This is a genomic window from uncultured Agrobacterium sp. (genome assembly GCA_913777615.1).
GTDB lineage: Bacteria > Pseudomonadota > Alphaproteobacteria > Rhizobiales > Rhizobiaceae > Agrobacterium.
In genome coordinates, this window is the sequence record CAJYTK010000001.1 from 185,191 (window position 1) to 197,493 (window position 12,303).

Annotated in this window: 8 protein-coding genes; 5 read left to right on the plus strand and 3 right to left on the minus strand. The window is 59.3% G+C overall.

The window, feature by feature from the left end:
- Positions 1 to 376: 376 nt before the first annotated feature.
- Together QZ862_RS00975 and QZ862_RS00980 are read right to left on the minus strand one after the other, a co-directional pair.
- The gene (locus QZ862_RS00975) at positions 377 to 2,206 is read right to left on the minus strand and encodes a DUF882 domain-containing protein (RefSeq protein ID WP_296096871.1); all 1,830 of its coding nucleotides are present in this window, start codon (positions 2,204 to 2,206) and stop codon (positions 377 to 379) included.
- Between the two features lie 258 nt (positions 2,207 to 2,464).
- Positions 2,465 to 4,027 (minus strand): sigma-54 dependent transcriptional regulator, encoded by a 1,563-nt coding sequence (locus QZ862_RS00980; RefSeq protein ID WP_296096874.1) that lies wholly within the window; start codon positions 4,025 to 4,027, stop codon positions 2,465 to 2,467.
- A 170-nt stretch (positions 4,028 to 4,197) separates the two neighbouring features.
- Here QZ862_RS00980 and QZ862_RS00985 point away from each other — a divergent pair, with 170 nt between their 5' ends.
- Both QZ862_RS00985 and QZ862_RS00990 read left to right on the plus strand, forming a co-directional pair.
- Complete coding sequence (locus QZ862_RS00985) at positions 4,198 to 6,048, plus strand: M3 family oligoendopeptidase (protein ID WP_296096876.1); 1,851 nt, start codon at positions 4,198 to 4,200, stop codon at positions 6,046 to 6,048.
- Positions 6,049 to 6,246: 198 nt separating this feature from the next.
- The gene (locus QZ862_RS00990) at positions 6,247 to 6,882 is read left to right on the plus strand and encodes an aminotransferase class IV family protein (RefSeq protein ID WP_296038420.1); all 636 of its coding nucleotides are present in this window, start codon (positions 6,247 to 6,249) and stop codon (positions 6,880 to 6,882) included.
- A gap of 51 nt (positions 6,883 to 6,933) precedes the next feature.
- On the opposite strand, the gene QZ862_RS00995 is transcribed toward QZ862_RS00990, so the two are convergent.
- Positions 6,934 to 7,842 carry a sensor domain-containing diguanylate cyclase gene (locus tag QZ862_RS00995; RefSeq protein WP_296096914.1) on the minus strand — a complete coding sequence of 303 codons (909 nt, stop codon included), beginning with the start codon at positions 7,840 to 7,842 and terminating at the stop codon, positions 6,934 to 6,936.
- A 239-nt stretch (positions 7,843 to 8,081) separates the two neighbouring features.
- Here QZ862_RS00995 and QZ862_RS01000 point away from each other — a divergent pair, with 239 nt between their 5' ends.
- The 3 genes from QZ862_RS01000 to QZ862_RS01010 all read left to right on the plus strand — a co-directional run bounded on the left by QZ862_RS01000 (position 8,082) and on the right by QZ862_RS01010 (position 12,263).
- Entirely contained in the window at positions 8,082 to 9,527 is a 1,446-nt protein-coding gene (locus tag QZ862_RS01000; protein ID WP_296016627.1) for a homospermidine synthase, read from the plus strand.
- 194 nt (positions 9,528 to 9,721) lie between these two features.
- The gene (gene omp10 / locus QZ862_RS01005) at positions 9,722 to 10,090 is read left to right on the plus strand and encodes an outer membrane lipoprotein Omp10 (RefSeq protein WP_296016625.1); all 369 of its coding nucleotides are present in this window, start codon (positions 9,722 to 9,724) and stop codon (positions 10,088 to 10,090) included.
- 211 nt (positions 10,091 to 10,301) lie between these two features.
- Positions 10,302 to 12,263 (plus strand): 5'-nucleotidase C-terminal domain-containing protein, encoded by a 1,962-nt coding sequence (locus tag QZ862_RS01010; protein WP_296096878.1) that lies wholly within the window; start codon positions 10,302 to 10,304, stop codon positions 12,261 to 12,263.
- Positions 12,264 to 12,303: the final 40 nt, after the last annotated feature.

The following is a 12,303-nucleotide window of genomic DNA, read 5'->3' on the forward strand; positions in this document are numbered from 1 at the left end:
GCCTGCTGTGATCAAACCGACCACTGCCTTTGCGCCAACTGTGAACACTGTTGCAGGCGGCAATAAACGCACAACTCTTGCCGCGACGACCAAAGCAACTAACGAAGGGTTAACAGCGCCGAGCATGGGCGTCAAGGTGGACCTCAGCGCGTCAGGCAGCTCCACGCAAGCCTTGTGTCGCGGACTTCAGATACGGACTGTGTGCAGACATGAGATTGAAACAGTAGCAACGATCCTGCATCGGGTGCGCAACGGAAAAAGCGTGCCGCGATCTTTTCGATCCGCGCGACACGCTTTGATGATCTTTTCACAGCTGTTCTACGCCGCAGTACGCGTCTGCGCGGACCTTACTCCAAGGCCTGGGCTCGCCTTAGGTTCAGGGCATTCTGACTGGCGAACTGAAGCGGCTGGAGTCGATTGCCTTGGCGCCCTGGCGGAAGCTTGCATTGGCAGCAGAGGCCGACATGTCATGGCTAAGGATACGGTTGCTGACACGCGGTGCCTTGACCGCACGAACGGTTGCACCCTTGTTCTGGCTAAGCGCCCAGTCAGAAATCGCTTCCTGTGTCAGGCGTCCACCGCTGACCATGGCCTGCTGCGACACGACGGCATCCTGCTTGCTCGGGCGCCCGCCCTTGGTCGGCAGACCGGCATTCAGGCCGCTATTGGCGTTAGCCGCAGGCTTCGGATCGAATTCGTCACCGAATGTCTGTTGCTTCGGAGCGACCATCGGTTCGAGCTTCGCCACTTGGCGAGGAGCTTCCTTTGGCGTCGGAGCAGCGTAAGCCGATGCCGGGAATGGTGCCGCTGTCGGCATTCCGGCAGTCGCAATGGCGGAGCGCGCATCCTGTCCGCTCTGTTCGAGCGCGGCGATCACCGTCGGAGAGAGCGACGCTTGGGCGTCAGCCTCGTCGTCCTGTCCTTCCGGTTCGGTGCTTGCCGAGGCAAGCAACGCTTCGGCGACAGCCGGACGGTTGGCCGGAACCGGTACATGAGCGACCAGAGCATCGGCGGGAGCGTTTTCAGGATCGAGCGAGGCGGTCATGACCGGACCTTGAGCATCGCCGCGCATGCCGCGTGGTCCAAGAAGCGTCGGAACCGGAACGGAGACCTCTGCGAGATCGGCAAATTTCTGTTCAGCCGGTGCGGCTGTCGGTGTCGGCGTGGTCGCGGCCTGAAGCGCATCCTGGGCGGCGCTGCGACCCGGCGAATAAAGCGCCGTCGCGAGGCCATTCGAACCCTCTTCGCCGCGGAAGGCCGGGCGTGCTGTCGGAAGCGGTGCGTTGACGGCACTCGGAACCGGCGCAGCCGAGGCAACAGCAACCGGAGCTTCTTCCGCCTCTTCCGCTACAGCAGCAGGGGCAGGCGAGCGGCCAGCCGGTGCTGCGGGTGTTGCGATTTCTTCGGAATCCTCGTCCTCGTCGCCACCGCCAAAGAGCGCTGCGAGAAGCGTCTTGCGCTTGCCGCCGGAAGACGATGCGGCGGGTCCAGAACCAGCGGTGCTGGCAACCTGAATGGAAGAGGAGCTGACGCGCTTCTTGTAATCGGCCAGAGCCTGGTCGTAGCCCGGCAGCGGCTTGCCATCGGCAGGCAAGTGAATGGTGTTGCCGTTCGGGAAGATGCGAACGAGCTCCTGGCGGCTCATGCGAGGCCAGGCGCGAACGTTGCCGACATCCATATGCACGAAAGGCGAGCCGGAGGTCGGGTAAAAGCCGACGCCGCCGATCTGCATCTGCATGCCGATCTCACGCAAACGGGCGAGCTTCACGCCGGGAATGAAGAAGTCCATGGCCTTGCCGAGCGTGTGCTGGCTATGCTTGGCGACACCCTTGGTGCGCGAACGCAGCATGCCGTTGGTCTCTGGCGAGCGGAAAGCGGAAACGACGTTGATATAGTCGGTTGCGCCGGAGCGACGATAGACTTCCCAAACGAGGTCGAAAAGGCGCGGATCCATCTTGGTGGGCTGGTTGCGGCGCCAGTCGCGCAAGAAACGGTTAAGCTCCTGCAGGCCCTTTTGATCGTACTTGCCGTTTCTCTTGAATGTGATGACGGCTTTTTCTTTGGTGTGGATATAATAGAGCTTGAGACTGCGTGTCTCGGCAGAGGCCTGCGCCGCTGAAAGCGCGAAGAAAGGCAGTGCGGCCAGCATAAGGCACGCGACAGTGACAGCGCGTGCCGACAGCTTCGTGCATATATCTTTGATCAAGCCGCGCGCAGGCTTGGTCGCATGCGCGTTATTCCGATTCAGATATGGCAATTCGATCCCCGCCTGGCAGACAATTTGTCACATTGTCCCACTTGAACCTCAATTACGGTGACACGATGGCAAATTTGCCACACACATACAACCTTCCTCTATATAGTGAACAGACAACTAACAAGAGGTTTATGAAGGGTAAGGGAATATCCTTGCTCAGGAGTTAACAAAAATGCCAACGGCTAATTTAGCCGTCGGCACTCGCAGTCACGCCGCATCACGCAACGGATCGTCGGGATCAATGCCATAATCCTTCAACTTTCGGTAGAGAGTGGAGCGCCCGATGCCGAGTTTGCGGGCAACCTGGCTCATCTGGCCACGATAGAATCGCAGCGCAAAACGGATCAGCTCCTCCTCGATTTGCGCAATGGTGCGGACGTTGCCCGTCTCATCGGTGCTGGCAATCAGGCTGCCGCCCGGAAAGACGCCGTCATGCGTCACCTCAGCCTCGACCTCAGCTGCCGGGACCGAAGCGGGTGCAGCTTGAGGCTCGACCGCGACGATCTTCGGCGGGTCAACGATCGCATGCCGTTCTGCGTGAAGATCACGCCTGTCTTCTTCGCCCTCTCCGAAACCAGTGACCTGCTTGACGATCTGAGCGAAATCGCTCGGCAGCAGTTCGTGACCCTGCGCCATCACGGCGGCACGAAAGACGGCGTTCTCCAGCTGGCGTGTATTGCCCGGCCAATCATAGGCGGTGAGCAACGCCAGCGCAGACGCGCTGAAACCGAGGACATGCGGCAGTTTCTGCTCGATGGAGAAGCGCTCGGCAAAAGCGCGCGCCAGGAAAGGAATGTCTTCCCTGCGGCGGCGAAGAGCCGGAACGGTGATGGGAAAGACATTCAGACGGTAATAGAGATCTTCGCGGAAGCGACCCTCCTTCACCTCCTCGATCAGGTTCTTTGCGGTGGCCGAGATCAGCCGAACGTTAACCTTGCGACGCTTGGCTGTCGTCTTGATCCCACCTGCAGGCTCGATCTCTGCGCTTTGAACGGCGCGCAGAAGCTTCACCTGCACGTCGAGCGGCAGATCGCCGATCTCATCGATGAACAGTGTGCCGCCATCGGCCTCAAGGAATTTTCCGGTCTGACGCTCGCCGCTCTCGCGAAAATCAGGCGTCTCGCCGCCGAATAGCGTGCTGTCCACCAGTTCCGGCGAAATCGCAGAGCAATTGAAGATGACGAAGGGTTTGGCCGCCCTGTCGCTTGAGGCGTGGATGGCGCGGGCGATCGTTTCCTTGCCCACCCCCGCTTCGCCTTCCAGCACCACAGGAATTGTGGAATGGCTGGCGCGCTTCGAAAGATCCACCACCCGCGTCATGGCCGGGCTTGCCGAAACGATATCGGATAGGGCAAGCGCACTGTGGCGGGCGCGTCTGAGCGAGCGCACAGTCGGCTGATCGCCGGATTTTAGCGCTCCCGCAATCGCCGTGCCCAAGCGCTCCGGCGAGGCTGGCTTGACGACGAAATCGACCGCCCCGACACGCATCGCCTCGACGACCACATCGATACCGCCCTGCCCGGTTTCAACGATCACCGGAACGGCCATGCCGAGATCATGCGTTCCCCGGATGAAGGACTGGGCATCCATGCCGCGCATCGTCAGATCGATGATGACGACGCCGATCTCGCCGCCGCGCGTCTTCAAAAGCTCGAACGCCGCCTTCGCACTTTCAGCCGCAAGGCACCGATAGCCGCTGCTCTCAACGGATTGCTTCAAGACGCGGCGCTGAACGGGATCATCATCGACGATGAGAACATGCGTGGTCATTTCGATCTCCGGTTTCCGGTTTATGGACCCGCATCATGCAGGCCCTTTGGATCGACTTTGACACGGCAGATTTGAACATCGGGTTTTGAGAATTGCTTGCATTTTAAGCATTGCCGCGGGAAACAGAGGCACCCATATGCTTCGTTACGAAGACAAGAAGGACGCGTTTCATGACCTTGAAGACATCGATCCAAAGCCCGGCCCTCTCGCCTGCCGAAAGCGGTAGCGCTGCCCTTGGCGACCTGCCGGTCTGGAAGCTTTCCGATCTTTACCCCTCAGCAGAGTCCGCCGAATACAAGAGTGACCTGCAAAAGGCGCAGACCGATGCCAGGGCATTCGAGACGAAGTGGAAGGGCAAGCTGGAAACCGCTGCCAGCCGTTCCGGCGATGAGGGCATCGGCGCGGCACTGAAGGAATATGAGGCGCTGGACGATATTCTCGGCCGCATCGGCTCCTTTGCCGGCCTCACCTACTTCTCCGATACGTCCAACCCGGCCAATGGCAAGCTCTATGGCGATGCCCAGGCAAAGCTTACCGACATCGCCTCGCATCTCTTGTTCTTCCCGCTGGAACTGAACCGCATCAACGATGCGCTGATCGACGCGGCGTTCGAAAAGGATGCGCTTGCCGCTCACTACAAGCCGTGGCTGGTGGACCTGCGCAAGGACAAGCCGCACCAGTTGGATGACAGCCTGGAGCAGCTATTCCTGGAAAAATCCATGACGAGTGCGGCGGCCTTCAACCGCCTCTTCGACGAGACGATGACCGATCTGCGTTTCGAGATCGACGGCGAAAGCTTGCCCCTGGAACCCACGCTCAACATGCTGCAGGAGCCGGACCCGGAGACGCGTCGCAAGGCGGCAGAAGCACTCGGCGCCACCTTCAAGGACAACCTGCGCGTCTTCACGCTGATCACCAATACGCTCGCCAAGGATAAGGAGATTTCCGATCGCTGGCGCAAGTTCGAAGACATTGCCGATAGCCGCCATTTGGCAAACCGCGTCGAACGCGAGGTCGTGGATGCACTGGCCGCTGCCGTGCGTGACGCTTATCCCCGCCTGTCGCACCGCTATTACAAGATGAAGGCCAAGTGGCTTGGCATGGAGCAGATGAACTACTGGGATCGCAACGCGCCGCTCCCGGATACCTCCAACGCCATTATCCCCTGGGGTGAAGCCAAGGACATGGTGCTGTCCGCCTATGGCGCCTTCGCTCCGGAAATGGCCGATATTGCCCGCCGCTTCTTCGACGAGGAATGGATCGATGCACCGGCCCGCCCAGGCAAGGCGCCGGGTGCCTTCGCCCATCCGACCGTGCCATCCGCTCACCCCTACGTTCTGGTCAATTACCTCGGCAAGCCGCGTGATGTGATGACGCTTGCCCATGAACTCGGCCATGGCGTGCATCAGGTTCTGGCCGGTGAGCAGGGTGCCTTGATGTGCGCCACGCCGCTGACGCTCGCCGAAACCGCATCCGTCTTCGGCGAGATGCTGACCTTCCGCAAGCTCTTGGAAGCCACCACCGATCCGCGTGAGCGCAAGGCCATGTTGGCGCGCAAGGTGGAAGACATGATCAACACCGTGGTTCGCCAGATCGCCTTCTACGAGTTCGAGCGAAAGGTTCATACCGCGCGCAAGGAAGGTGAACTTACCTCCGAACAGATCGGCCAATTGTGGCTCTCGGTGCAAGAAGAGACCCTTGGACCGGCCATCCGCATTTCTGAAGGCTACGAGACCTGGTGGACCTATATCCCCCACTTCATTCACTCGCCCTTTTACGTCTATGCCTATGCCTTTGGCGACTGCCTGGTGAACTCGCTCTACGCCGTCTACCAGAATGCCGACGAGGGCTTCCAGGCAAAGTACTTCGAGCTTCTGAAGGCAGGCGGCACCAAGCACCATTCGGAGCTTCTGAAGCCCTTCGGGCTGGACGCCGCAGACCCCTCCTTCTGGAGCAAGGGTCTGTCGATGATCGAAGGCCTGATCGACGAACTGGAAGCGCTGGACGAGGCGGCCAAGTAATTTATGCGACGAAAACCGGCGACGCTCCCATTTCGGACAAGCTTCGCCGGTTTTTATACCTGATTGGAATCGAGGTTCGAGACACGCGCCACACAAGGGTGCCCACGCGGCTCTCACTCTCGACAGTCGGCATAACATAAACGCAAGCGTGACCGGTCGATCGGTATGATCGCCATCCGCTGAAGACGGACGATGAGCATGAAGCGCAAGCCCGCAGATTTGACCTTGAGGGAAACATTGCGCTGGGAGCCGCAAAGCGGCTTCCAGAGGCTGGAGCAACACCTGCGCCGCCTGCTGCGTTCAGCCGATGCGCTGGGTTTCCGCGCCCCGAAGGATCCGGCTTCCGCTCTGAAGACGACCGTGAATGGCGACGTTCCGATGAAAGTCGCGTTGGTGATGAACTATAAGGGCGAGATGGAGATTGCAGCCGAGCCTTTCGTTCCGGTCGCCCCCGATGCTATCTGGCGGCTGAAGATAGCGCAAAAGACCAGACTGGATTCAAGCGACACCTTCTACCGGCACAAGTCGTCGCGCCGCGAGCCCTATGATGCCGCCCGCGCGGAATTTTCGCCCAAGGAAGCCGACGAAGTCCTGCTTCTCAACGAGCGCGGCGAAATCTGCGAAGGCTCCGCCACCAGCCTCTTCGTCGAAGGTCCGGATGGCCAATTGCTGACTCCGCCGCTCGATAGCGGCATTTTGCCAGGCGTGCTTCGCGCCGACCTCATTCGTGAGAGGAAGGCACGCGGGCAGGCGTTGAAGCCTGAAGATCTGCAAGGTCGTAAGATATTCGTCGGGAATTCGCTGCATGGGCTGGTTCCGGCTGAACTGGTCTGATCCTGCGGCGCGTCATCCCCACAGCATCTTCGGCTACAGCGTGTTAAAACGCTATTCGACGACCGATTCCAGACGTGCGCGGCCATTCTGCTTGGCAAGATAGAGCGCGCGGTCAGCGCGGTGGTAGAGTTCGTTGGCGCCCTCACCCGCCTTGTAAAGCGCAACGCCGGCAGAACAGCTATAGGAAAAATCCGGGTAATCGGCAAAGGGGCGTGTCTCTGCCACCTTTTCCAGAATGCGCCGGACAATCGAAACGCACTCATCGAGCCCCGTGCGAGGCATCACCAGCATGAATTCCTCGCCGCCGATCCTGCCGAAATAATCCGGGCGGCGAATGGTGGAATGCGCCAGCTTGACGAAATCGCGCAACACCGCGTCACCGCCGCGATGACCGAAACGGTCGTTGATCCCCTTGAAGAGATCGATGTCGATGATGCAGATGCCGAAGGGCGTTTCCATCTCCTTGTCGACGGCTTCGGCGTGACAGGCGAGTTTGGCGAAAACGAAACGTCGATTGGAGGTTCCCGTCAGCTCGTCGGTCTGTGCCGCACGCATGGCAAGGTCGCGATCCTGTCTCAGGCTGCGCTGATTCTGGCGAAGGGCGGTAATATCGCTGCCCACGCACAGCATCCAGCCATCGGTTTCCACCGTCTCCGTCATCCAGATCCAGCGACCGTCATGCATGTCGAGTTCGAGACCGCGAAAAGGCTGCTTGCCGCGCCGGGATTGCGCCGACAAAAGCCAGGCTTCGAAATCCTTCGTGTTGATGATAAGCCCTACACGGTCTCGATGGTTCATCCGAATAATGTCGACCCATGTGGGAAAGCTGTCTTCGGAGAGATGAAAGGCTTCGCGAAAAGCGCGGTTGGCGTAGCGCACGCGGTCTTCCGTGTCGTAAAGTGCAATGAGGACGGGGGTAAAATCTTGCAGCGCTGACACGCGCTCCAGAAGACTATCCATGTAAGTCTGCTGATCATGACGGAACATTCGTCACCTGAAATCCGGCCAGCGTCCATCATGGGCGCTTATAGCCATGATATTATATCTCTCATGGCAAAATTACGATTACAAAAAACGATGCGTCATTCTCCATAGTAAAGAGAGAATGAAGTTAAGCTTCATATCCGCGTCATGTGGTTGTATTTTATTGATACGAATGAATAATCTGGTTCGAAACCTGTCTTGGAAGGACATTGTAAATGACGGAAGCAGCATACCCGATCTACGGGGACATCACCGGCCCCATCATCATGATCGGTTTCGGCTCCATCGGCCGTGGCACGCTTCCTTTGATCGAGCGGCATTTCACCTTCGACTGGACGAAACTGGTGGTCATCGATCCGCGCGAAGACATCGCCGATTATCTGGCCGAGAGAAACATCCGTCATATCCGCACCCATCTGACCGAGGATAACTACAAGGACGTGATGACCCCGCTGGTAGAAGGCGTCGACGGTCAGGGCTTCTGCGTCAATCTATCGGTCGATGCCTCCTCGGTGGATCTGATGAAGCTGTGCCGCAAACATGGGATGCTTTATATCGATACCGTCGTGGAGCCCTGGCCCGGCTTCTATTTCGACGGAGAGGCAGACAATTCCGCCCGCACCAATTATCACCTCCGACAGACCATGTTGAAGGCGCGGAAGAAGCACCCCGGCGGTAAGACCGCCGTTTCCACCTGCGGCGCCAATCCCGGCATGGTGTCTTGGTTCGTCAAGCAGGCGCTCGTCAATCTGGCGAAAGATCTCAAGCTCGAAATCGAAGAGCCGGCAACGGGCGACCGCGAGGGCTGGGCGAAGCTGATGCACACACTCGGCGTCAAGGGCGTGCATGTGGCCGAGCGCGACACGCAGCGCGCCCGCGAGCCTAAACCATTCGGCACTTTCTGGAACACATGGTCGGTGGAAGGCTTCATCGCCGAAGGCCTGCAGCCCGCAGAGCTTGGCTGGGGTAGCCACGAAAAGTGGAAGCCGAAGAACGCCAGAAAGCACAAAAAGGGATCGAAAGCCGCAATCTTTCTGGAACAGCCCGGTGCCGATACCCGCGTGCGCACCTGGTGTCCGACGCACGGGGCGCAATATGGCCTGCTCGTTACCCACAACGAGGCGATCTCGATTGCCGATTACTTCACTGTGCGCGACGAGGATGGCAAAGTCGCCTTCCGCCCCACCTGCCACTATGCCTACCACCCCTGCAACGACGCGGTGCTGTCTCTCTACGAGATGTTCGGCAATGGCGGACAGGCTCAAAGCGTGCAGCATGTTCTGACGGAAGAGGAACTGGTGGATGGCGCCGATGAACTCGGCGTGCTGCTCTATGGCCATGAGAAGAATGCCTATTGGTACGGCTCGCGCCTGACGCTCGAACAGGCGCGCAAGCTTGCTCCAAATCAGAACGCCACCGGCCTTCAGGTCAGCTCCGCGGTTCTGGCCGGCATGGTCTGGGCGTTGGAGAACCCGCAAGTGGGCATCGTCGAGGCGGATGAAATGGATTACCGCCGCTGCCTCGAAATCCAGAAACCCTATCTCGGCCCTGTAGAGGGACACTATACGGACTGGACGCCGCTGGACGGCCGCCCCGGCTTTTTCCCGGACGATATCGACAAGGACGATCCCTGGCAGTTCCGCAACATTCTGGTGCGCTGAGCCGCAAACGAAAAGAAGGCGCTCAGGCGAAACCTGAGCCCTTTACGCTGTCGATTGATGCAGTTTTGCCACGCTTGCGCTTTTGTGAGTCCAACGAGGAACTGGTGAGTATCGCCTCTCGTTGGCTTGCAATAAACCCGAACTCGCGCCATCGTCATTAACCATCGGCTGAAGAATCGCAGGAGAAAAGAGTGATGTATTTCAAGACAAGTGTTGCCTTGCTGTTGGCTGCAATTGCCGTTTCTTCTTGTGCGCCGGCTTCCAGCCCTGTGCGGCCCATGCCGTCAATCTCCCAGCGCCCCGCAGTGGATGGCCGCTGGATCGACCGTAACGGTATCGTCTCCACCTTCCAGAACGGCTCTTTCTCCACCCGTTCGTCCGACACCAACACGCTGTTGGCATCGGGAACCTACGTGGCGATCTCCCCAACGCTTTATGAGATCAACATGACCTCGCTGGTACGCAACACCCAGTCGCGCGTCAATTGCGCCTTGATTTCGCCCGGCCAGTTGAACTGCACCACGGACAGCAACAGCCAGTTTACACTGAACCGCCAAGGCTGAGCCTTAAACGCCGGTCGCAAAGCAAAGCCGATTTGGTATTTCAACGCGCGCGTGCAGCGCGCGTTTTTTATTGTCTCTTCTCCCCCAACAATTCTACTTGCAGCAGATGCCTCAAGATGGAAACATGCCTTCGAATGGCTGTCACACTCTTGAATTAGCAAGAGATGTGCAGCCCGACACGGCAAGCAAGACATCAACAGGAGAGAGACTGATGAACAGGATTTTGAGATTTGGCCTGATGACCGCCTCCGTGGTCGCTCTTTCGGCAGGCGCAGCGCTCGCCGATTATCAACTCAACATCCTGCACATCAACGATCTTCACTCCCGCATCGAGCCCATCAACAAATCAGACTCCACCTGCTCGGCTGCCGACGCAGAAAAGAAGGAATGCTTCGGTGGTATCGCCCGCGTGAAGGGTGCGATCGATGCGCGCCGCGCCGAGCTTGGGCCGAACGCCAATATTCTGGTTCTCGATGCCGGCGACCAGTTTCAGGGCTCGCTGTTCTACACGCAGTACAAAAGCGGACCGGTTGCCGAATTCATGAACGGCATCGGCTTCGACGCCATGGCGATCGGCAACCATGAGTTCGATGACGGCCCGGCAGAACTTCTGAAGCTGATCAACGCCGTCAAGTTCCCGATCATTTCCGGCAATACCAAGATTGCCGATGGCTCCGAACTGAAGGACAAGTTCAAGGGCTACGTCGTCAAGGAAATGGGCGGCCAGAAGGTGGGCGTGGTGTCCGTTCTCGCCACCGACACCGGCGAAACCTCCTCGCCGGGTGACAAGGTCTCCTTCGAAGACGAAGTCACCTACCTCAAGGGCGCGGTGAAGGAACTTCAGGATCAGGGCGTCAACAAGATCGTGCTACTCTCCCACGTCGGCTATGTGCGCGACCAGGAAATCGCCAGAGAAGTGGATGGCATCGACGTGATCGTCGGCGGCCACAGCCACACGCTGCTTTCCAGCACCGATCCGAAGGCTGCCGGTCCCTACCCGACGCTCGTCAAGAACCCGTCCGGTGTCGATGTGCCTGTCGTCACCGCCTATGCCTATTCCAAATATCTCGGCGATCTCTCCGTCACCTTCGATGACAATGGCGTGGTGAAATCCGCAACCGGCGCGCCGAAGCTGCTGGATGCCGCCGTGGCGCAGGATGAAGGTTTCAACAAGCGTGTGGCGGAACTGGCCGCGCCGCTGGAAGAAATGAAGAAGAAGGAGATCGGCGTCAGCGAAGCTGCAATTGACGGTTCGCGCGAGGTTTGCCGCGTCAAGGAATGCTCCATGGGCAACCTCGTCGCCGATGCGCTGCTCGACCGCGTCAAGGATCAGGGCATCACCATCGCCATCCAGAACGGTGGCGGTCTTCGCGCCTCCATCGACGCCGGTCCGGTAACCATGGGCGAGGTTCTGACGGTTCTGCCGTTCCAGAATTCCATCGCTACCTTCCAGATCAAGGGTGCGGACCTGCAGGCCGCACTTGAAAACGGCGCAAGCCAGATCGAGGAAGGCGCGGGGCGCTTCGTTCAGGCGTCCGGCCTGAAATACACCTTCGATCGCTCCAAGCCAGCTGGAAGCCGCATCGTCTCCGTCGAGGTCAAGGAAGGCGACAACTTCGTCAAGCTCGATCCTGAAAAGACCTACGGCGTGGTCACCAACAACTACACCCGCACCGGCGGCGACGGCTTCAAAACCTTCGCCACCAAGGCAATCAACCCTTACGACTTCGGACCGAGCCTGGAAGATGCTGTCGCCGCCTATATCGGCGCGCACAGCCCTTACAAACCCTATACCGATGGCCGTATCGTAGACGCGACCCCTGCCGACTACGTCGCTCCGCCAAAGCAGCCTGCCGCACCGGCACCGGCTGCACCCGCTCCGGCCACCACCGCTCAGGCTCCTGCAGCGCCTGCTCCGGCCGCCCCAGCGGCACCGGCAACACCAGCCCCTGCCACAACGGCTCCAGCAGCTCCTTCCACAACAACACCATCCGCACCGGCAGCCGCCACCGCAGCGGCAAAATACGTCGTCACCAAGGGCGACTCGCTGTGGAAGATCGCAGAGGAGAAATACGGCAAGGGCGTCGACTGGAAGAAGATCGCCGAAGCCAACGAACTGCGTCGCCCGAACCATATCGAGATCGGTGAAGAACTGACCATTCCGGCCAACTGATCTGCGCGGGAATTGATGAGGAGAAGCCGGTTCGCGTCGC